The 19362-nt window shown below is 58.7% G+C and carries 24 protein-coding genes; 12 read left to right on the forward strand and 12 right to left on the reverse strand.

Annotated elements, in window-relative coordinates:
- The 8 genes from HMPREF3170_RS11905 to HMPREF3170_RS03660 form a co-directional block, all read right to left on the reverse strand.
- A partial coding sequence (locus HMPREF3170_RS11905; RefSeq protein ID WP_371327488.1) for an HNH endonuclease occupies positions 1-722 on the reverse strand: 722 nt, incomplete at its 3' end.
- A gap of 21 nt (positions 723-743) precedes the next feature.
- Entirely contained in the window at positions 744-1190 is a 447-nt protein-coding gene (locus HMPREF3170_RS03630) for a hypothetical protein (protein WP_070477880.1), read from the reverse strand.
- Positions 1187-1927 (reverse strand): hypothetical protein, encoded by a 741-nt coding sequence (locus HMPREF3170_RS03635; protein ID WP_070477883.1) that lies wholly within the window; start codon positions 1925-1927, stop codon positions 1187-1189. The genes HMPREF3170_RS03630 and HMPREF3170_RS03635 overlap by 4 nt, the downstream gene beginning before the upstream one ends.
- A gap of 138 nt (positions 1928-2065) precedes the next feature.
- Positions 2066-2410 (reverse strand): hypothetical protein, encoded by a 345-nt coding sequence (locus HMPREF3170_RS03640; RefSeq protein WP_070477886.1) that lies wholly within the window; start codon positions 2408-2410, stop codon positions 2066-2068.
- The gene (locus HMPREF3170_RS03645) at positions 2403-3050 is read right to left on the reverse strand and encodes a hypothetical protein (protein ID WP_141742186.1); all 648 of its coding nucleotides are present in this window, start codon (positions 3048-3050) and stop codon (positions 2403-2405) included. Before HMPREF3170_RS03645 ends, HMPREF3170_RS03640 begins: the two co-directional genes overlap by 8 nt.
- A 56-nt stretch (positions 3051-3106) precedes the next feature.
- Positions 3107-3385 carry a hypothetical protein gene (locus tag HMPREF3170_RS03650; protein WP_070477890.1) on the reverse strand — a complete coding sequence of 93 codons (279 nt, stop codon included), beginning with the start codon at positions 3383-3385 and terminating at the stop codon, positions 3107-3109.
- Entirely contained in the window at positions 3382-3615 is a 234-nt protein-coding gene (locus HMPREF3170_RS03655; protein ID WP_070477892.1) for a hypothetical protein, read from the reverse strand. The genes HMPREF3170_RS03650 and HMPREF3170_RS03655 overlap by 4 nt, the downstream gene beginning before the upstream one ends.
- Positions 3616-3932: 317 nt before the next feature.
- A complete protein-coding gene (locus tag HMPREF3170_RS03660; RefSeq protein WP_070477894.1) occupies positions 3933-4127 on the reverse strand; it encodes a helix-turn-helix domain-containing protein in 195 nt (64 codons plus the stop codon).
- A gap of 146 nt (positions 4128-4273) precedes the next feature.
- Between HMPREF3170_RS03660 and HMPREF3170_RS03665 the strand changes: the two genes are divergently transcribed.
- On the forward strand, positions 4274-4465 hold the full coding sequence (locus tag HMPREF3170_RS03665; protein WP_070477896.1) for a hypothetical protein: 192 nt from the start codon (positions 4274-4276) through the stop codon (positions 4463-4465).
- A gap of 231 nt (positions 4466-4696) precedes the next feature.
- Here the strand turns inward: HMPREF3170_RS03665 and HMPREF3170_RS03670 are convergent, their stop codons facing one another.
- On the reverse strand, positions 4697-4942 hold the full coding sequence (locus tag HMPREF3170_RS03670) for a hypothetical protein (protein WP_070477898.1): 246 nt from the start codon (positions 4940-4942) through the stop codon (positions 4697-4699).
- Between the two features lie 92 nt (positions 4943-5034).
- Here HMPREF3170_RS03670 and HMPREF3170_RS03675 point away from each other — a divergent pair, with 92 nt between their 5' ends.
- Positions 5035-5283 carry a hypothetical protein gene (locus HMPREF3170_RS03675; protein ID WP_141742188.1) on the forward strand — a complete coding sequence of 83 codons (249 nt, stop codon included), beginning with the start codon at positions 5035-5037 and terminating at the stop codon, positions 5281-5283.
- Here the strand turns inward: HMPREF3170_RS03675 and HMPREF3170_RS11670 are convergent.
- The 3 genes from HMPREF3170_RS11670 to HMPREF3170_RS03685 are packed head-to-tail and all read right to left on the reverse strand — an operon-like array spanning position 5280 to position 5921.
- Positions 5280-5429, reverse strand: a complete 150-nt coding sequence (locus tag HMPREF3170_RS11670) for a hypothetical protein (RefSeq protein ID WP_168161612.1) — start codon at positions 5427-5429, stop codon at positions 5280-5282. The two genes, HMPREF3170_RS03675 and HMPREF3170_RS11670, sit on opposite strands and share 4 nt — an antisense overlap.
- Complete coding sequence (locus tag HMPREF3170_RS03680) at positions 5426-5674, reverse strand: hypothetical protein (RefSeq protein WP_070477902.1); 249 nt, start codon at positions 5672-5674, stop codon at positions 5426-5428. The genes HMPREF3170_RS11670 and HMPREF3170_RS03680 overlap by 4 nt, the downstream gene beginning before the upstream one ends.
- A 34-nt stretch (positions 5675-5708) precedes the next feature.
- Complete coding sequence (locus tag HMPREF3170_RS03685) at positions 5709-5921, reverse strand: hypothetical protein (protein ID WP_070478037.1); 213 nt, start codon at positions 5919-5921, stop codon at positions 5709-5711.
- Between the two features lie 120 nt (positions 5922-6041).
- Here HMPREF3170_RS03685 and HMPREF3170_RS11675 point away from each other — a divergent pair, with 120 nt between their 5' ends.
- From HMPREF3170_RS11675 to HMPREF3170_RS03730, 10 genes are all read left to right on the forward strand, one after another.
- The gene (locus HMPREF3170_RS11675) at positions 6042-6578 is read left to right on the forward strand and encodes a hypothetical protein (protein WP_070477904.1); all 537 of its coding nucleotides are present in this window, start codon (positions 6042-6044) and stop codon (positions 6576-6578) included.
- The gene (locus HMPREF3170_RS03695) at positions 6568-6990 is read left to right on the forward strand and encodes an ImmA/IrrE family metallo-endopeptidase (protein WP_070477906.1); all 423 of its coding nucleotides are present in this window, start codon (positions 6568-6570) and stop codon (positions 6988-6990) included. The genes HMPREF3170_RS11675 and HMPREF3170_RS03695 overlap by 11 nt, the downstream gene beginning before the upstream one ends.
- A gap of 92 nt (positions 6991-7082) precedes the next feature.
- Positions 7083-8063, forward strand: a complete 981-nt coding sequence (locus HMPREF3170_RS03700) for an HIRAN domain-containing protein (protein ID WP_168161613.1) — start codon at positions 7083-7085, stop codon at positions 8061-8063.
- Between the two features lie 414 nt (positions 8064-8477).
- Complete coding sequence (locus HMPREF3170_RS11680; protein ID WP_168161614.1) at positions 8478-8618, forward strand: hypothetical protein; 141 nt, start codon at positions 8478-8480, stop codon at positions 8616-8618.
- A 2-nt stretch (positions 8619-8620) separates the two neighbouring features.
- Positions 8621-8869: a helix-turn-helix transcriptional regulator gene (locus tag HMPREF3170_RS03705; protein WP_070477909.1), complete on the forward strand. Its 249-nt coding sequence runs from the start codon at positions 8621-8623 to the stop codon at positions 8867-8869.
- Between the two features lie 66 nt (positions 8870-8935).
- Complete coding sequence (locus HMPREF3170_RS03710; protein WP_070477910.1) at positions 8936-10090, forward strand: tyrosine-type recombinase/integrase; 1155 nt, start codon at positions 8936-8938, stop codon at positions 10088-10090.
- 522 nt (positions 10091-10612) lie between these two features.
- Positions 10613-11767: an AAA family ATPase gene (locus tag HMPREF3170_RS03715; RefSeq protein ID WP_070477911.1), complete on the forward strand. Its 1155-nt coding sequence runs from the start codon at positions 10613-10615 to the stop codon at positions 11765-11767.
- Positions 11768-11953: 186 nt separating this feature from the next.
- On the forward strand, positions 11954-14725 hold the full coding sequence (locus HMPREF3170_RS03720; protein WP_070477912.1) for a PD-(D/E)XK nuclease family protein: 2772 nt from the start codon (positions 11954-11956) through the stop codon (positions 14723-14725).
- 1 nt (position 14726) lies between these two features.
- Positions 14727-18038, forward strand: coding sequence for a UvrD-helicase domain-containing protein (locus HMPREF3170_RS03725; RefSeq protein ID WP_070477914.1), 3312 nt, complete (start codon positions 14727-14729; stop codon positions 18036-18038).
- A gap of 133 nt (positions 18039-18171) precedes the next feature.
- Positions 18172-19356 carry an ATP-binding protein gene (locus HMPREF3170_RS03730; protein ID WP_070477916.1) on the forward strand — a complete coding sequence of 395 codons (1185 nt, stop codon included), beginning with the start codon at positions 18172-18174 and terminating at the stop codon, positions 19354-19356.
- The last annotated feature ends 6 nt before the right edge of the window (positions 19357-19362 follow it).

Consider the following 19362-nt stretch of genomic DNA (forward strand, 5'->3'; position numbering starts at 1 on the left):
GCTGGCGCTCCATCCACCCGCGCTGCTGCAGGCTCCAATTCCAACTCAGATTGTGTCTTCTCAATATGAATACCGTTGGCGACGGACCATTTATGGGTATTGATGAAATTTATCGTCGACGTTTCATAATGCGGGAACATCGGCGGCTGGCGAAGCTCGAAGCCGTCCTTGCCCGCTTTCCTTTCAGAGTTACACCCGCGACAAGCCACAACCAACGTTTCAATCGTTGATTCTTGGTGCGAGTTCAAGCTATCAATCGTGCCACCACGGTTCGACTTGTGGTCAGCAAAGTTCACGGTGCGCCCACACCACCGGCATTGGTCGCCATCGCGCACACGCACAGGAATCGTCAGTTCCGGATTCCGACGATCACGAGTGCGGTCACGGTCGATCTCGACCTCGGCTTTACTGCGCATGTGGACAAACTCAATGTCATTCTTCAACCTGTACAGCCAGCGATCCTCCACTTCATCTTTGTAATTCTCCACCAGTGTCGCTGCACGCAACACATCCATCAGCTTCTTCTCACGGCCCGGCGCGAGGACTCCGACTAGGCCGGGTTCGACGACGTAGTCGGTCAGGTGTGCTGCTGAGGATGTGGCGAGTGCGATGAAGAGGCCGAGAGCTTCGTTTTTGAGTGCGTGGTCGTAGTCGCATGCTTCCACCAGGCGTGACATCAGTGGGTGGGTGTTGATGTTGTCGCCGACTCTGAGCCATGCCATGGTGGCCTCCTTTCTTGTGGGTTAGCGGTTGTTTCGGTTGGTACGAGATAGGTGCGGGTAACAGTTCTCACACAGCCCCTCCCCTTTGTGCTGTGGTGCCGCGCTTGCTGCCACCCGGTCCGGCGGTGTGCATTGTGGCCACATCAGCGCCCCGCAGCCTCGGCAGTGGGACTGCTGCTCGGCGACCTCCGGGCGCGGCAGGACCTTTGGCGGAAGCAGCGACGCACGGGCTGCCGCCAGGTCGCAGTAGCGGCCTGCAACGACCCCGGCGACGCTTACCCCGGCGCGCTCCTTATCTGCGAGGTAGGCTTCGCAGGCTTCAAGTGCTGGGCATTGTGCGCACAGCAGGCGAGCCTTCGCGTGCTCTGGGTCGCGGACGACGGCTTTGTCGGCTGAGTCCCACGGGATGCGCTCGCCTTTGCTTGCTTTTCGACGCCACTTGCGCCGCTGACAAATGCCTTCGATCATGCTGGGGCGAACTCCGATTGCTTCGCTTGCACGACCTTGACGTCCGTGTCGGCGTGTTCTTCCGCGGCGTCCTTGGCGGCTTCTGCTTCCACCGCCGTGGCCTCTTTATCTGGCAGGGTCGACATGGACAGGCGCCAATCCGGGCCGACAACGTACCAACGCACGGCTGCGTCTCGCACGAGGCGCTGCATCACCTGGACTGGGCGGTCGAGGGTTTTGGCGACACTGGCGGCGGTGACGAGCTGGTCTGGTGGGATGACAAACGGCGAGCCCGACCAGACAGCTGTGCGCGATAGCGCGTCCTCGTGGTTGCCAGGTAGGACGGGGTCGGCTTCGCGGTACTCGTTGCGCCCACGAGCGAATGGGAAGAGTCCGGTCTCGTCGCGCAGGCGCAGGGCTTCCTCGCCGATGCGCAGCGAGACCAGCGGGTCAGCGTCGAGACCGCCCGGCATCTTGATTTCAAAGGTCGCGAGTGATGCTGCGACCTGCTTGGTGATGTCGACGGTGCCGTCGCGCTCCTCATTCCAGTGGATGAAGTTTGCGTGCATCGTGGTCGAGAACGTGGCTTTCTCGTTGACTGCTGAGACGGCAAGCCTATCCACGCCGAGCCGGGCAAGCCTTACGTAGGCGAGTTCTTTCTTTCCTGCGATTTTCAGTGCCGCACGCAGTGCACGCGACAGGGTGTCCATTCTGCAGGTCAGCACTGACTCTGATTCGGTGATGGGGGTCGTGGTCATTGCGTTTCTCCTTTCATTTCAATAAGCGGCAATTGGTTCGGCAGGACGCGGTGGGGGCCGTCGTCTTTCGACAGCCACCGCCACAACTGGAGTTTCCGTTTCAATGGCAGCTTGCTCCACCACACGTCGAGTTCCCTCTCATCCACGTCGCCCGCCAGACAAGTCGAGCTTCGCGAGCTTCGCCGCGAGCCAGTCAGGAGCAACTCTCGGCGCAGGACGCCCGGGCCACTTCGGACATGTCACTCGGTGAAGCTTCCACAGCAGAACGCCCTGGGCTCGTAGTGAGGCTGCTTCCTGGTCGGTGAGCCACTCCGCGTAGGTATACTCATCGCCTTCCTCAGTGCGCCGCTTCTGCATCATGTAAGTTCCCGCCGGATCCGGCGATGCATCAAAACTGACCTTTTCGCCGCGGAATATCACCGCCTTCTTGACCGGCTCACCGCAGTACTGGCAGTGCGGCTGTCGACTCTTGCGCTTATTCATCGTCCGGCCTCGTTTCAAGCGCGTGCTTTGCACGCATCAGCGCGGTGAAGGACTTGTCTGGGTCGTCCTCGAACGCCTTCACCGCAGCAGCAAGATGCCGCTCGACAGAGTCCCACGACGTCGCGCTTGAGCGCGCGAGCTGCGCTTCCAGCTCCTTGATATGAGACCTCGCAGCGACTAACAGGCGCTTCGCCTTCGTCGCCTCACCCTTGGCGTGGGCACGCTGACGGTCGGCTTCTTCACAAGCCTGTCGAGCCTCCTCGGCGCGCTCCTGAGCGGTAGCAGTCTCGCGCTCTTCGAGCAGCTGCTTGCGCAGACCCTCCGTCTCTGCGAGCAAAGACTGATTCTTCTCCCGCAAGACGCGCGCGGACTCAAGCGCTTGCTTTCGCTCATGATCAGCACGTTTCAGCTCTTCCAGCAACTGGGCACGGTCGTCGCGGGCAGCAGCGTATTGCCCTTGAGATTCCTCAAGCTTGGCCTTTAGCTCCTCGAGGTGTTTGGCCTCGATGAACGGCGAACGTGGCACGTCAGAGAGTGCGCGCTCGAGCTCGCTGCACCGTTGCGTCACCTCCTGGAGTCGAGCCATTACGATCTCGACCAGCAGAGGCACCTGCTGGCCCTGAATTTCGATCTGAGTCACCATTCCTCCTTTCTCTGCAGCACGGCGTGCCGCGTCCAACGGCGTAAAATCCCCCATCACAGCACCTCGAACGCAATCGCAGCGCCCACCGAGAAGATGACCGAAGCAAGTGCAAACCCCCACAGGGCAGCCCGGACCTCCACAGATCCTCTCGGGAAGAGCACCGGACTTACGACTGGCTCGTCTGGATCAGCTGCGAGCATGTCCTCGAGATACGCCTGCCAGCGCACTGGAATACGCCCGAAGTAAAACGCTGCAAGCTCTGCTACTTCCGCTTGAAAGTTCCTGCGCGCAACCCAATGCGGATCAACGCGTTCATCGGCCGGCGTTGTCATGCTGCACCACCTACCGCCCACACGATGATCGACATCGCCCACAGGGTGGCGACGATCATCACTCCGCCTACCACTGTTTTCCAGGTCGGTTCTCCGTCGTCGTCGGCGGTCGCACGGACATGTGCTGCCGACGGTGAAATTTGCTCGAACGGTACGCGGTGACGCTGCACGAAGGGCGCGCCCAGCACACCCACCGCCGATGCCACAGCGGTCCAGTCATCTGTCTTCATTTTCTTCTTCCTTTTTGTTATTCACGTTTGGGTGGCAGTGGAGGCACCCAGTGCCGCGGATCGCGGATAAGTCCTTGCGAGAGCGCGAGAGTTCCCTCGACGCCACTGCCTAGTGCCTGCGCCCGGAGTCGAACCGGAATGCGTGGAGAATCGCCCCACCGTGGAGCCTGCGCAGGCCAACCCCGGAAGCATCTCCGGGCACTGGGCGTTAGACGTACGCCAGCTGCTCCAACACGACGGGCGGGAATAGTGGCCACACCACGTCCAAGAGCGAGTTGATTGCGATCTGTGTCATTACGGTGTTCATGGCTAGCTCCTTAAACGGCTTCGGCTTCTGGATCTGGTGCGAGTGCGTCGATCACCGCACGGGGGAATCGCAGGGCCTCGCCCACCTTGATGGGTTTGAGCTGTTCGGCTTCGCCCAGCTTGACCCACTTGCAAATGGTGGATTTCGAAATCCCGAGGATTGCGGCGGTTTCAGCTGCGCTGTATGTGCGTGGTGTAGGCTGCATTACGAGTCCTTTCATGGTGACTTGGCCCTTTGGTGCTGGTGGTGCAGCCCAAGGGGCGTTTTCTTTTGTGAGGCCGCACAACGGTGGCCGTTTCGTGGTTCACTCATTCTTTGGGGCTGCTGCCCCCAGGAAGGAGGTGAACACAGATGAAGCTCACTGATGAGGAAAATCACCAGCGGCTGCTTGACATGCAGTATTTGATGCAGGAGGCGATCAAGCTCCAAGAGGAGCACGAGCCGAAAGAAGACGTTGACCTTCGACTCCTCGAAATCAACAAGCGCGGTCTCGAAAACATAAATCGGCTCCTTGCTGAAGCGGAGGAGAGGCTCCGCGGCTAGCGGCGCTGTGCAGTTGGCCTGAGGTTGTTGCAGCAGCCTCGGGCTGGCCGTCCTCTCCGAGAAGGATTGATACAAATTCCTCGATGTGCGATGCACAATTCGTGAGAATCTCAGCGCGCCGATCGTTTCCGACGCCTTGCCGGGCGATGATTTTGATCATCTCGAGGTTCGTGTAGACGCCGACTCTGATTGCTTTTTCCCGATAGGGATCGAGTTTCATTTGTGAGCTCATTACTCCCCGCCCCCTTCCAGCATTTCGTCCGCTAGCTCGTTCGCTGCGTCACGGATGTTGCTGTATTCGCGGGCGCCGAAGTTGCCGAAGAGGCCAATCGCAAACTCGTAGATGATCTCGTCGATGGTGCGCTCAACACGCGCCCACTCCCTGAAGTTGTGCGGTTCCGCCGTCTCGTAATTCGCCTTGGCTCTGGCCCAGATGCGGATGACCCTTGGTAGGTGGTCTGTCATTTCTGTGTTCATTGGTTTTCCTTTCTTTTCGACGGCCACTCCGCCGCCAGTTGTGCTTCACTTAATTCAGGGCAACCAGCCCTAGAAAGTGAGGTGAAATGAAGATGGATAAGGAACAAGAACGAGCCCAATTGCAGATAGCGAAGTCGTTGGTCGACCAAGCGGCTGCCTTTGTCAGTAACGCTCGTTTCAACCTGGATCAGGCCGAGGCATCCAAGCAGGCAGCTGCCGAGGAGTACGCCAAGGCTGAGGATTTCCGCCAGCAAGCCGAGAGTTCACACAACTCTGCCGTAGATGCTCTCTGCGCCGCAGTTACTGCGTTTGAGCAGAAGTACGGAGAAAAACCGTTCTAGCCAGGCTCGTCGTTTCCAATATTCTGCAGCTCTTCGTTCGCTTTCTTTGCGCTTTCGATGGCTGCTTTGGAGAAGGCGATTGACTTTTTAGTCAGTTCCTCCGGCGTTGCAGCGCCGGGGGTTTCCCTTTTCTTTTTTGAGTTCATTCCTGCTCGCCCCCTTTCAGCATCTCGTCTGCCAGCTTGTGTGCTGCTGCACGCACGGCCTCGTATTCGTCCTTGCCGAAGCCTTCGAAGCGGCCCAGTGACAGGTCGAAGACGGTTCGGTCGATGCCTTTCTCGATACCGATCCACAGCTCGGCTTCTCTTGGACCTGACCGTTCGATGTTCGCCATAGCGATGGCCCATCGACGGATGACTCCCCCGAATCGGTCTGTCATTTCCGTGTTCATTGGTTTTCCTTTTCTTTTCGACGCCTGCCCAGCGCTACGCGGCGGTTGGGTTGAGGATTTCGGCGGCTTTGAGGTGTGCTGCTCGGCGGGCTTCGAGGACTGCTGCGGTTTGGGGTGTGATTTCGGCTCCGTAGCGGAGGTTCTCGAGTTGCTTCTCGGTGAGTCCGAGGAAGCTGGCGAGGTCGTAGTCGCTCTTAGCGTTGATGTCTGCAGCGAGCTGGTCAAGAAAACCGGGGCGTAATCTCATTGCTATCTCCTGTCCACTTTGTACGTTAGTGTCCATTCTGTACCAGCGCGTCCACTTTGTCAACTCTTCCGACAAATCAACCAATTTGCGCAGTACATTGCGGACGTCCATAATGGACACATGAGCAAACAAACGTTTCCAGAATGGCTCGCCTCGCTGCCCGGCGCGCCAACCCCCTCTCAAGCCGCGGAAGCGGCACAACTCCCACGGCCCACGCTGCTACGCCACGCTGAGCGCGAACGAACGACAGCGGAGAATGCGATTGCGATTGCGCGGGCATACGGCGTCGCCCCGGCGGATGCGCTCGTCGAAATGGGCTTCCTCGAAGCCAACGAGGTCAACGCGAGCGACAAGCTAGCTGTGCGTGAGGCGCTCGAGCGTGCTGATTGGTCGGAGATTTTCGACGAGATCACCAAGCGCGTGAATGCATCACCAATGTTCGAGGGCGATTTCGAGCTGTCCCTCGATTCACCGGTGCATATCCCGGAGCCCGCCGACCTCGAAGAGAAGCGGGCCCGGCGCGAGGCGGGCGTCGAGAAGCAGTTCAAGGGCGCGAACTGGCGTGACAACCCAAAGCCTGGGCATGATGGGTATGCTGCGGACTCGTCGCCGCGTGAACCGCAGATGGGAGACGACGGGTACCACGATGGCCCCTAGTTACGTTGACTTGCTCGACATGGCCAGCGAGCTCGGCGTGTGGGTCGATGTCGATGATGCCGGCTGGCTCGACGGCGACGCTGGCGGCTGGTTCCCCGACTACGACCTCATCTTGCTTGCGCCGGGCCTGCACCCTGTCGAGCAACGCTGCACCCTGGCACACGAACTGGGACACGCTACTCACGGACACCATGCGGGGACGAGTGGTTGGCTGCATGCCCGTCAGGAACGACAAGCCGACCAATTCGCTGCCACGCTGCTTATCTCCCCGCTAGAGTACGAGCTAGCTGAACGTCTCTACGGACACAGCCCGAACCTGCTCGCACAAGAGCTAGACGTCACAACCAACATTGTCACCACGTGGCAACGCCTCAACGCCAGCCACACAATCGAACAAAGACGAGAAGCATGACCACGAAACCCCGCTACCCCATCGAAAGCATCACTTATCACGATCGCACGAAAGTGAAGGGGACATACTTTCATCAGAAACCGCTCGACTTAATGTTCCGGACATTGAACGGTCGGCTTCAACAAGAGTTTCAGGCAGAAGTCAGACTCGTTCCAGAACCGGACAACCCATACGACAAGCATGCAGTTTCCGTCCGATGGAAAGATTCGGTTATCGGGTACCTGCCCGCCGAACTGTGCGAGAGCTATGCACAGCTGCGACGTGTCGCCGCCAGTGGCTACGACGCCTCAACTACAGCGGGTGTTTGGGCCACCGATGACTGGGACGGAGAACGCAAGTACCACGTGTGGGTCACGCTCCCATCACCAGAGCTGCTTCTGCCACTGAATGAGCCACCTGCTGACGGATTCGCGCTACTGCCAGTTGGAGGAAAAGTCCAAGTCACCAAAGAATCCGACCACAGTGACTACCTCACCGACTTCGTTCCCCCAGAAGGTGAGGGACAAATCCTCGTCAGCCTCCACTGCTTTGAAGCTGGCAAAACCAAAAAGTGGACCGGTGTAGAAGTGCGCCTCGACGGCGAACGCATCGGCGAGCTAACCAAGGTGTCTTCTGAGAAGTTCGCGCCAGCAATCGAACACTTCAATAATCGGGGTCTCGACCTGTATTGCCGCGCCATCATCCAAGGGTCGTCAGTCGCTGCTGAAGTGGTGCTCTGTGGTGCGAAAGCCTACGAGCTGCCAGAGAGCTTCCTTGAGACAAAAGACACGAAACCACTCAACAAGCTCGTCGACTTCCAGCCTGATGCATCCGACTACCCAAGCGTGAACCGCTACGATCCGAAGTCCTCGAACGAGCGTCGCAACCGTCTGCAAAACGCGAACACTCGCACTCTCACAGAGCAAACCGCCGCATACACAAGCGCTAAAGTCGCCCCGTCAACCTGGCTGCCCGATGATTCTCCGGACACGCCTGCAGAGCGCGACACTTCGAGCAAGCCGGATGACTCAACCCTTGGTTGCATCGGGTGCGGTGCCATTTTGATCGTCTTGCTACTCATAATGATTCTCTGACATAACCGCAGTTCAGAGCGTCCCCTATGTAACAGTTCGAGTGATATTTTCACACAGTTGTGAAATTATTACACGCACTGTTACATCCAACGACCAGACCCCTGTTGTAAAAGCTTTTTACAACAGCCAGGTCAAAAAGCATGCCGAGTTCTTCTCCTATCTCTCACCGCATCAAAGACGTCACGCTCTCGCGGGAAATTGGCGGAGAAGCTACTTTCAAACAACTTTTGAAAGTAGCTGGTCAAACCCGCCCAGTATATCCACCCACATATCGCGGTTCATCGCATCCCATCGCCCCCGTCACTCAGGATAATTCCATCATTTTAATGCTTGATACATAGCGCTTTAGCGCGCTACAGTGTAGTTAGTTCCATAAGGACCAACGAAAAACCCAACAGAGACAGGAACCACACAATGACCACAGCCACCGTAGCCCTCTTCATTATCGGCGCCATCTTCAACTGGCACCCCGCCGCTCTTGCTGCCATCGGCGCATGCGCAATCCTCTGCCTCACACTCGACACCCGAACACTCATCATCAACCGGGAGGCATAACGATGCGCCCCATCATTACCGACGCCGACACCGGACGCGAGCTCTGGCGCGTCAAAGAGTGCGCCACCCACTGCGGTATCAAACCCTCAACCTGGACCACTTACACCGCACAGGGACGCACACCGGCCCCCATTGCTCACTTCGACGGCAGAACACCCCTCTGGGACGCCGAAGAAGTCCAAACCTGGCACGCGAACCGGCCCGGCAGCCCAGTGAAAAACCACCCCCATGGTGGCAGCAACGAAGCATAGAAAGCCGACTCTGACACCACGCCCCAACTATCAAGCGTAATTTAACACTTCCCCAGAAACCCAACGATGAAACCGCAAAAGCGAACCACAAAAACCGGCGCCGTCCGCTGGGTCGCCCGCTACACCGACCCCACAGGCAAAGAACGCTCCAAAAGCTTCGACACCCAACGCGAAGCCAAAGCCTTCATCCAAGAACAAGAACGAGCAATCCGTCGCAGCGAATGGATCGCACCCACCGACATCACCGTCGCCGACCTCACCCAAGACCGCATCAACCAAGCCCGCACGCCCTCAACCCGCAACAACCGCACCACGCTCAAAGGCAACCTTGGCGACCTCGCCGACATGCCCATCCTGGAAGTCAAGCCCGCCCACATCCGGGCATGGCTCACCCAGCTCACCGACGGCCGGCCATGGGCAAACAACACCGGGCTTGCAAACTCGACCATCGCATCACTCGCGGCGATCCTGCACGGCATCTTCACCCAAGCCATTAACGATGACCTGATTACCCGCCACCCCATGCGCGGAGTCCCCCTCCCTCGCGTCACCATCAGCGCTGACCGCGCTCGCATCCCCACCATTGAGGACATCAACCTACTGATTACTACCGCGCTTGGCACTGGCGTTGGAAGAGCGCCCAACCCCACAACCGCTGCCATGATCCAAGTCGGCGCTGAAACCGGCCTACGCGCAGGCGAGCTCTGTGGGCTGCGAGTGCGCAACGTGGACTTCCTACGAAAAGAGCTCCATATCGTAGAGCAGATCGACCAGAGAACCCGCACATTTGCACCACTGAAAACCGCCTCATCACGGCGTGTGGTGCCGATTGGTCAATCCACAGTCGACGTCATTGAGGCGCAGCTACAGCGCCACCCACGCAACCCTGACGAAACTGTGTTCTGTAGTAAGGAAGGCAAGCCACTGTCTTCCGGCGATGTGGGCGCCAGGTTCCGCACCGTTGCTAAGGCATGCGGGCTGGATGTGACATTTCACGGGTTAAGACATTTCTATGCGTCGGCGCTGATTGATTCGGGCGCGTCGGTGGTAATGGTACAGCGCGCGTTGGGACATGCTTCGGCATCAATGACACTGAATATCTACTCACATTTGTTCCCGGGTGCTGGGGACCAGTTGCGCAGTAAGTTGCCTACGGTCCGGGATTCTTCCGGGATTTCAGGCAAAAATAACACCGATAATAACGGCATTGATGCTGGTTAAGATGCTTTTATCTGGTTTGGCGCTCTACTTTGACTGCTAGATTCTGAGCCCAGGTTCGTCCTGGCCTCTTGCCCACGGTTTCCGTCACGGTTGCCGTGGGTTTTTCTTTGTCTTCTTCCTGTGCAGCGGACTTTTGCACCACATTCCCTCACGCGAAATCGGCGACCTGCGCATTTGCCGACGTCCCCTTCCCAAACCCAGGAATCTGGTGCGGGCCGCTTCGTGCCAGTGCCAAAAGACGCAACACATAACATATAGCCCTTTTGTGACCTGCGGGAACGTGGAGGTCGAAATTCAAACTTGCGCCCCCTGTCACTACGCTTCAGGCCCGGACACCAAATTCCCCATTTCCCCCAGAAAGACTTGAGTATTTCCCCAGGTGGCCGAAGTCCGCGGACGGATTGTGGTGCACAGCTCGCCCACAGAAACCTGCTCCACCCGCCCCGCTATACACAACTCCACACAAACCACACAACTCCACATAAACCACACATCTCCACACAAGAGCGCTAATGTGTAACTATGACGACCACGCAAAACCCTTTCCGTGCTTCGCTTGGGACTAGCCCGCCACTCCTAGTCGGCCGCGACGAAGTAATCGATGACTTCAGACTCGGGCTTGAAGAAGGACCAGGTGCACACGAACGCATCTCACTCCTCGTTGGCGCACGAGGTATTGGAAAAACAGCGCTACTCAACGAGTTAGAAGACACCGCAATAAACGCTGGGTGGCTAACGTTTTCCGAAACGGCGACTGAGGGGTTCGTCGATAAGTTGAGAGACCAACTTACAGAGTTTCTCGAGAGCGATGCGCCGACCCGAACCTCTTTTCAAGTTGGTCCGAGCGCTTTGCGCCTCAAGCATGAGTTCGAACGGCCCGCTCAAAGGCCACGTTCACTCCGTACTCTACTCACGGAGGTCCTTGACACGCTCGCGAACCACAACAGGTTTAACCGCTCTGCCAGTGGTGTCTTAATTACGGTCGATGAGCTTTATTTCGTACATCATGATGAAATTGTTGAGTTCGCGACGGCGATTCAACACCTCGTTAGAGAAAACAGGGAAATCGCCGTGGTAATGGCAGGTATCCCAAGTTCGGTGAGACCTCTGCTTGCCAGTGACGAAGGACGCAATCCAATCACTTTCCTAAGACGTGCAAATCGCGTGGATCTCGGCCGACTCAGAGGTACAGAGGTCCGTGAGGGACTCACAGTTCCCGTCCAGCAAGCTGGACGCTCGTGGGACGAGGGAGCCCTTGTGTCAGCTGTCCAAGCTACTGGAGGTTATCCGTTCATGATCCAGTTGATTGGCAACTTCGCTTGGCGCTTTGAATCCTCTGACACAATTCAATTGGAGGCTACGGAGAAGGCGATTACTCGTGCACGGAAGAAACTCGGGCAACTTGTTCATGAACCAGCGCTCAACGATCTTTCTGCGGAGGATCGTAGGTTCCTTGCTGCAATGTCGCTCGATGATGGTGCCTCGAAAATCAGCGACGTCGCCAACCGCCTCGAGGTGAGCGAACAGCAAGCTTACAACTATCGACGCCGTCTTAGCGAGGCCGACTTAATCACTTATGACCGCGGCACCGCAGACTTAGCGCTCCCCTATCTGCGCGAGTACCTTCGCACCCATGTGGTCGCAGATATTCTTCGTCTGCCCGAGTTTGAAGAGTGACAGTTTGCTTACTCGCAACGTGCCTTCCGGCAGACCGAGGGGCTATCGCTTGCATACCATCACCACTACTCCATCAGGCAGCAAGGGACTGCTCGGAGGAGATCATCGGATGCAAGCAACTCTCGTCTTTGAAAGTCTGTAGGTAGGCGCATCACAATGTCGGGACCGCCATATAGAGTACGAACCATGTCCCGTATGAATCCGCTCATCCATGCCGTTCGCCAAGCGCAGGACGGCAATCCGCTCGCAAACCCCGTGACAGTGTTGTGCATGCCAGGTGCACGTGATGCTGTGATGGATGCGTTGTCGCAGTCCGGCGTGGCTGTGGGCGTGAAAGTCCTGTCGTTGCAGTTGTTTGTGGAGTCCCAGTTCCCGGGATTAGTTGACCCTGCTGAGGTCGCCGCTTTGGTGGTGCATGCGTTGCAGGAACTCCCGGAGGATTCCGAGATCCGCGCGCGGGGGCTCGCTGGCGAACCGGCTACACGAACGGGAGTACGAAAGGCGGTATGGCAGCTGCTGCAGGCCCCGCGGGAGCGATGGGGACTCACTGGTACCAGGACACTGCCGAAGGAGATCGCCTCGATCACGGAGCGGATAGCGGACAGGTTCAAGTCATCGTCCAAAGGCGAGCCGGCCAGGACGCTTCCATATGAGGCTTGGCAGCAGGCCTGCATCCCGGAGCGCACCATTGTGTGGGATGTTGTTGGGCTGACGCCTGCTGAGGATCGTCTGCTCGAGCGGCTGCCGGAGCCATTGCGCCCGGACGACACTGCCCAGGTCACCACGATGGAAGTTGCGGATGAACACGTCCAGGCGCTCGCTGTACTCAGCAAGGTCCGGGAAAGCATCGCCGAGTCGTCTGCCCCACAGGAAGAGGCGCTGGACCGCGTCGGGGTTGCGATGATGAATCAGGCGTTCTACCCGGTGTTAGTTGATGCTGCGCAGGGTCTCCCGCTGGTGGGTGGCGCAACGGAGTGTCTACTCGACGCCCCGGAGGTCGCCACGGTGGTCGGGCTTGTGTCGCTCGAGGTCGACACGATACCGCGAGCGCAGCTTGCGGAGATTCTGCTGCGCGGACGGATCGGCTGGCAGGATGCGGCGGGTAAGCGCCCGGCAATCTTCGGGTTCGATTCGCTCAGTCGCCACCGAAACGGCCCGCGTTCTTGGCCTCGCTGGCAGGAGTTCAGCGTGGATCACGTGGTCAATGGAGAAAAGGTCCCGGCGCGGGTGGAGGCTGCGTGGGTTGTGGCGCTCCACGACGACCTGGTGGCGCTTCGCGCGTCTGAATCTTGGGGCGAGTGGGCGACACAGGCGCTCCAGCTGGCGAAGAAGCATGTGCAGGGACCGGTGCCGGAGTCCCTGTTTTCGAACTTGGCACAGTTTGATCAGTTGGGAATCGACTTCAGTGTGCTCGCAGCACAGGAGGCGCTGTGGGAAGCTGCGGTTGCAACTCCACTTGGTACCGATGATGCGTTTCCGGCTGGTTTGCGCGTCGGTGCACTGTCTGGGCTGGTCGGTGGGGATCTGGACGTGCTGTTGGTATGCAACGCGTCGTCGATATTTATGCCGCACGGTGTGCCGGAGCCTGCTGGTGTGTCACTCGAACAGCTCGGTACCAGCGTAGAGCGCGAGACCAGCCGTCAGCATGAGATCCTCGAAGCTGCTCTGCGTACGGCGAACGAGGTGCGGTGTATCCACGCCGATCAGCTCAGCGGTGGCGAGTTTGGCGGGGAGCCCAGCCATTGGATCCCAGCAGACCACACCCCAATAGATGGCTGCGAGGCGAATGACTTCCCGGCCGCAAGCAGGCGAACCGCCAGCTTCACCCACGCCCTGCGCGGAGCATGGCCGGTATCCACGCAGCAGACGATGTCAGTGGTGAAGGCTCGCAGCGAGGGCAACCCGAGCGATGAGTTCAATGGCTTCGTTGAGGGTCTGAGCGACTGGATTGCAGATCACGAGTTCTCTGCGTCGGCATTGAACCTGTATGTGGAGTCCCCGTACCTTTTCTTCATTCAGTACGTAGCTGGCATGCGCGAGCTTGAGGCGGATCCCGCCGAGGACCTGGATTCTCGTGATAAGGGCACGATCTTCCACTCCATCGTGGAGGAATGGACGCGCCGTGTGTGGCTCGATGCGTCTCCTCGACCTGCCAGTTATGCGGAGCTGGACTGGGATGCGGCTCGCGAAGTGCTGGATTCTATCGCCGCCGCGCACCTGAGCGCGCCCCTGCTCAGTGAGGTGAGCGCGCTTTCGCGGCACGCCTTCGAGCTGCGCTTGACCAAGGCTCTGGGTGCCTGGTTTGAGGCAGAACGTCAGCAGGCTGAGGCAGGCTGGATGCCTGTTGGTGTCGAGCTTGCATTCGGTCGGGGTTCAGACATCGAGGTATTTTTCGACACCTCCTTCGGCCAGGTATCGCTGAAGGGGTTCATTGACCGCGTCGATTTCCACCCGGAGACCAGAAGTCTGCGCGTGGTGGATTACAAAACTGGCAGGAACCGGATCGCGAAGAAGGACGTGCTCGCTTGGGACAACGTCTCCTCGTTTACCGTCCAGCCGGATTTCTACGGCCTAGCCATGTGGCAAGCGATTTCTAACGGTGCGCTCGCAGCGTGGTTGGACAAAATGGGCATCGGCGAGGATGTGGTCACGGTTTCTCCGAGCGTGGACGTGGATTTCCACTTCGTGTTCGCCGACAATCCCGATGAGGAGCACTACCTTGCCATTTTTGACCAGGAACGCTATGACGATTTCGTCCACGTGTTGGGCAGCACCCTGGAATTAATGGCCCAGGGAGTCTTCTTCCCGCGGCCGATTGATACTGAACGCTTCCTCCGCACCCAGATTCTGCGCTTGGGTGCAAATAATTACGTCCGCCAAGCCGACGCAATCAGCGATTATCTCTTTGAGCTCTACCAAAGCCTGACACCTGCGCGCGAAAATGAAGGTGAGAACTAACATGACTCTGTTGCCAGATTTTGAAAACCGTGAGCGGATCCGCACGGATGTTGACTCCACCTTGTTCGTGGAGGCCGGTGCCGGGGCTGGTAAAACGTACTCACTCGTCCAGCGCCTGCTCACGCTCATCTTGGAACGTGAAGTTCCAGTCACCCAGATCGCGGCGATCACGTTTACGAAGAAGGCTGCGGCGGAGCTTTCGGAGCGTCTCGCCCGTGAGCTGGCAAAGCACGCGGGCAACCCAGTGGCGGATCGCGCTCTGCTTGAGCTGCCCAGCGCAGCCATTGAAACGCTGCACAGCTTTTGCCAGCGCCTGCTGTGTCTTTACCCGCTCGAGTCCGGCATCCCTCCAGAGATCACGGTGCAGGATAACTTCGCCGAGGAGCGTCAATCCGACGTGCTTCGACGCCGAGTAAGCGAAGCGTTTTCGAGCGCACTCGAGGGGGTCTTCCCCATCGCTGAGCTGAGCGGGGGCAAGATTCTCGACGCCGACCTCCGCGAAGCCCTGGAGCATTTCGCGGGCGAGAACGGTTCGATGTCTTCGCTGCTGCAGCTTGCCCAATACATGGACGATAACTGGGGTGAGTTGGAGCCGACGATCGCTGCTGCCCTGCCGGAGGCGTTCGTGTTCGATGAGGACGCAGCCACGCGAATCGTGGGTGAGCTCAAGCGCACTCTCAACGAGTGCTCAGACCCTGAAGACGCGTTTGCGTTGACCTTGGGAGAACAAATTACGGATCTTCAGCTGCGGATCACCGCGGGTGATTTCACGAAGGTCGGCAAGTTCCGCAAGGGCAACGGTGGCCGAAAGGCGAACTGGGGCGGAGCGGTTGTCAAAGAAATCAAGTCGGCGTGTGAGCGTGTCTGGGACTCCTGGAATGAGAACGTGGAAAGGCAAGCGGCGCGTCCCAAAGCGGTGCTTCGCGCGTCGTTGGCCTTGATCGTGCTGGATAACGCACGTCGACGCCACCGCACTGGTGAGCTCCAATTTGGTGACCTTGTGTACCTGGCAGACCAGCTGTTGAAGCACCACCCGCATGTCCGGGAGGACGTGCACACACGGTTTACACACCTGCTTGTGGACGAGTTCCAGGACACCGACCCTGCCCAGTTGCGCATCGTGCGCGCGATTGCCACCGACCCTGCTACCGGGAAGCTCACTCCCGGGGCCTTGTTCACGGTGGGTGACCCGAAGCAGTCGATCTACCGGTTCCGCCACGCGGATCTGGACACCTACCTTGCTGCCCGTGACGCGCAGGACTGCGAGGTCGTCGAGCTGACCACGAACTTCCGCTCCACCTCGAAGGTCCTGGACTGGTCCAACCAGGTCTTCGAACGCTATTTCCCGAACGCCTTGGCTACCAGCAAGAAGCCAGACCCGAAGCTTGTGCCCCGAGAAGTGGCCTTTACTGCACTGGACGCACGGCCTGGGCTTGATGACGCCCCCGAGCTGGCAGACTTCAATAGTCGCACGATTGTCGCGCATTACGAAGCCATCAAGGAGGACAATCTGTCCAAGGAGGAGGCTGAGTGCCGCCTCATCCTGAGTATTATCAAGCAGGCGCTTGCGGAGGACTGGCAGCGCCGCGACAAGGTTGTACGTGACGACGGCACTTCGTATGAGACCCTGGTCGGGTTGGAGCCGCACGATATTGCGATTTTGGTGCGTACCCACCGTCAGGCGGCGTCGTTAATGGCGTTTCTTGATGCGCATGACGTGCCCTACGTCCCGGAGGGCGCTGCGCTGACGTATCTGGCGCCCGAGATTGAGGAGCTCCACGTCGTGCTGCACGCGGCGGCTGACCCGGCGGAATCGCTGTCGGTGGGCGCCGCGCTGCGTACAAGCCTGCTTGGTATTTCCGACCTTGAGCTTGCGCAATGGGCCGCTGCGGGCAGCAGTTTGAACATTTACGGGCCTCGGTTGCACGACCTGACTGGGCGTATTCCGGATGCGCTCAACCTCATTTTGAAGCTGCATGAGGCTTCCCGTGAGATGTCCGTCGGCGCCCTGGTGTCCTGGGCGTGCGACCAACTGAACATGGTGGAGCTGGCCGCTGCGCGAAGCGCGTTCCCCTTGGAGGCGCTGCGCCGCCTCGAGTTCGTGAAGCACAATGCGCGCGCCTTTACCGAGGCGACTCACGGTACCCTGCGCGAATACACCGCGTGGACTGATTCGTTGGCCAACGAGCGTCATCAGATCACCGATCCGGAGAGTACGACTGCGGGCGGGGTGCGCATTCTGACGCTGCACGCGTCCAAGGGCCGGGAGTTCCCGATGGTGATCTTGGCCGGGATGTACGGCGGTAGGAACAACAACCCTCAGGTCAGCCGCCCGCATCCTGCGGACCATGTGTTGGAGTACAGCGAGTTCCGGCTCACCTCCCCGCGTTCGAGGGAAATCCTGGAGCACGAAAAGCTTGCCGACGCCGCCGAGCGCGCCCGCCTCTTCTACGTCGCCACGACGCGTGCGCGTGACCACCTAGTGGTGTGTAAGCGAACTGATAACCCGAACAGCGTGGCGTCGAAGGCGTTCAATACGGCCATCGAGAACACGATCGCGGAGGGCGCAATCCCGGAAGCGATTGCTGCGGAGGACATCCCAGCATACGAATATGACTTCACCACCTCCGCCACGCGGCCCACAGAGCCGAACGCCGAGGGACTGCCGGATCTTCATGCCTCGGAGAGCGCGTGGCAGTCGGCTCGTGCACGCCGTGTCGCCAGCACGGCGGTGGCTCATGCTCGAGACGCTGACGTCGTGAAGCTTGGGCTCACGCGGGAGACTGCCTCACTCGACCCGGCATTGGTGGTTACTGGGGAGGCCCGCGCTGAGCACGGCGCGGCAGTGGGCACCGCGCTGCACGCAATGATGGAGCGCGCGACGCTCGATGACCTCACAGCTGCCGGTGGTGCAGCCGATTACGCGGCCACGCTCAGTGTGGACTGCGGTGCGCCCTCGCAGTTCCGGGAGACGCTCGCATCAATGGCGGAACAGCTGCTGGAGTGCGAAACCGTCACGCACGCCTTTTCCTCGCAGCATTACAGGGAGCTGCCGGTATTCGGCCGACTCAGTAGTGGCGGCCCAATTATCGACGGCGTCGTTGACCTGCTCTACCGCGAGGGAGATAGCTGGGTCATTGCCGACTACAAAACGGATGTCAGCGCCGATGCCCAAACTGTGTCCGAGTATTTCAACCAGCTCCGGCTGTACGCCGAGCTTTTGGGCGGGGAGCTCGACGCCCCGATTACACGCTTAGAGCTGCTCTTCCCCCGCAAGCAAGGAGTTGTGATACGCACGCGTTCACTGGGCTAAGCCGACCGAATTATCCCCGATCAACCTGCACCAACAGGCGCCACGTTAGGGATTTGGTAAGTCGCACTTTAGGGATTTGGTAAATTGCACTTTAGGGATTTGGTAAGTCGCACTTTAGGGATTTGGTGAAATAGTGTTCATTCCGAGGGAATTGGGACAGCATCTTGAGCAACTGGCTTCGTGGTTTCCGATCGTGAGCGTGACCGGACCACGGCAAAGCGGAAAATCGACGTTGATTCGTGAACAGTTCCCTGATTTCACCTATCTCAATCTCGAAGACCCAACGCTACGCGCGTTCGCCATCGAGGACCCCATGGGCTTTATCCGTGATCGTGGCTCTGCCCTCATCATCGACGAGGCCCAGTATGCGCCCGAGCTTTTCTCGGCCCTGCAGGTTATTTCAGACGAACAGGGCACACCGGGACAATACGTGCTTTCCGGCTCGCAGAACTTCCTCCTCATGGAGAAGATCTCGCAAAGTCTAGCCGGAAGAGTCGGCATCACCCACCTGCTTCCACTCTCTTTCCGGGAGGCACTCACCGCACGACCCGACACGAGCGCTGAAGATTTCATGGTTCACGGTGGGTATCCGCGCCTTTATCAAGTAGATATGCCACCAGAGATCTACTACCAGAACTACCTCCGCACATACGTCGAACGAGACGTCACACAGTTACTCAATGTTCAGAACACGGACGCCTTCCAAATGATGATGAAACTGATGGCCCTTAATGCCGGCAACCTCATCAACTACACTGGACTGGCTCGCGAACTCGGCGTCGCGTTTGCGACCGTGAAGAACTGGGTAAGCATCCTGGAATCCAGCTTCATCGTGTTCACACTGCGTCCTTTTCACACCAATTCCCGCAAGACGCTGACGAAGACCCCTAAGTTGTACTTTTACGACACTGGACTGCTCTGCCACCTCCTGGGTATCCGCACAAAAGTAGACCTCGTGAACTCCCCGGCTTTCGGCGCGGTGATGGAAAACCTCATCGTGGCAGAAACAGCCAAGTGCTACCACCACCAAGGGATAGCCCCTGACCTGTATTTCTATCGCGATGACAGCAAGATTGAAGTGGATCTCCTCGACATGACGCACGAGCCACGCGCTGTTGAAATAAAATCCTCCGCAACGTTTCGCTCGCGCCACGGGAGAAACCTCGCCACGGTTGGCAGCCAGTTGGACATTGACCCGACGCAGCGCTGGGTGGTCTACCGTGGCGAGCACGGCCAACAATTGGAAGAGTTCAAGGTGGTGCCCGTTGTCGAGTACCTGCGTCAGGATTTCGCGAGTCCTTCAAACCGGGTACTCTGACACGCG

Origin of the sequence: Corynebacterium sp. HMSC08D02, from assembly GCF_001807505.1 — a bacterium.
In the GTDB taxonomy this organism is placed as follows: Bacteria; Actinomycetota; Actinomycetes; order Mycobacteriales; family Mycobacteriaceae; genus Corynebacterium; species Corynebacterium pseudogenitalium.

Coding starts and splice junctions, on each gene's coding strand:
- HMPREF3170_RS03630 (WP_070477880.1), bottom strand. CDS start 1,190: ATGATCGAAGGCATTTGTCAGCGGCGCAAGTGGCGTCGAAAAGCAAGC.
- HMPREF3170_RS03635 (WP_070477883.1), bottom strand. CDS start 1,927: ATGACCACGACCCCCATCACCGAATCAGAGTCAGTGCTGACCTGCAGA.
- HMPREF3170_RS03640 (WP_070477886.1), bottom strand. CDS start 2,410: ATGAATAAGCGCAAGAGTCGACAGCCGCACTGCCAGTACTGCGGTGAG.
- HMPREF3170_RS03650 (WP_070477890.1), bottom strand. CDS start 3,385: ATGACAACGCCGGCCGATGAACGCGTTGATCCGCATTGGGTTGCGCGC.
- HMPREF3170_RS03655 (WP_070477892.1), bottom strand. CDS start 3,615: ATGAAGACAGATGACTGGACCGCTGTGGCATCGGCGGTGGGTGTGCTG.
- HMPREF3170_RS03660 (WP_070477894.1), bottom strand. CDS start 4,127: ATGCAGCCTACACCACGCACATACAGCGCAGCTGAAACCGCCGCAATC.
- HMPREF3170_RS03665 (WP_070477896.1), top strand. CDS start 4,274: ATGAAGCTCACTGATGAGGAAAATCACCAGCGGCTGCTTGACATGCAG.
- HMPREF3170_RS03670 (WP_070477898.1), bottom strand. CDS start 4,942: ATGAACACAGAAATGACAGACCACCTACCAAGGGTCATCCGCATCTGG.
- HMPREF3170_RS03675 (WP_141742188.1), top strand. CDS start 5,035: ATGGATAAGGAACAAGAACGAGCCCAATTGCAGATAGCGAAGTCGTTG.
- HMPREF3170_RS11670 (WP_168161612.1), bottom strand. CDS start 5,429: ATGAACTCAAAAAAGAAAAGGGAAACCCCCGGCGCTGCAACGCCGGAG.
- HMPREF3170_RS03680 (WP_070477902.1), bottom strand. CDS start 5,674: ATGAACACGGAAATGACAGACCGATTCGGGGGAGTCATCCGTCGATGG.
- HMPREF3170_RS03685 (WP_070478037.1), bottom strand. CDS start 5,921: ATGAGATTACGCCCCGGTTTTCTTGACCAGCTCGCTGCAGACATCAAC.
- HMPREF3170_RS11675 (WP_070477904.1), top strand. CDS start 6,042: ATGAGCAAACAAACGTTTCCAGAATGGCTCGCCTCGCTGCCCGGCGCG.
- HMPREF3170_RS03695 (WP_070477906.1), top strand. CDS start 6,568: ATGGCCCCTAGTTACGTTGACTTGCTCGACATGGCCAGCGAGCTCGGC.
- HMPREF3170_RS03700 (WP_168161613.1), top strand. CDS start 7,083: ATGTTCCGGACATTGAACGGTCGGCTTCAACAAGAGTTTCAGGCAGAA.
- HMPREF3170_RS11680 (WP_168161614.1), top strand. CDS start 8,478: ATGACCACAGCCACCGTAGCCCTCTTCATTATCGGCGCCATCTTCAAC.
- HMPREF3170_RS03705 (WP_070477909.1), top strand. CDS start 8,621: ATGCGCCCCATCATTACCGACGCCGACACCGGACGCGAGCTCTGGCGC.
- HMPREF3170_RS03710 (WP_070477910.1), top strand. CDS start 8,936: ATGAAACCGCAAAAGCGAACCACAAAAACCGGCGCCGTCCGCTGGGTC.
- HMPREF3170_RS03715 (WP_070477911.1), top strand. CDS start 10,613: ATGACGACCACGCAAAACCCTTTCCGTGCTTCGCTTGGGACTAGCCCG.
- HMPREF3170_RS03720 (WP_070477912.1), top strand. CDS start 11,954: ATGTCCCGTATGAATCCGCTCATCCATGCCGTTCGCCAAGCGCAGGAC.
- HMPREF3170_RS03725 (WP_070477914.1), top strand. CDS start 14,727: ATGACTCTGTTGCCAGATTTTGAAAACCGTGAGCGGATCCGCACGGAT.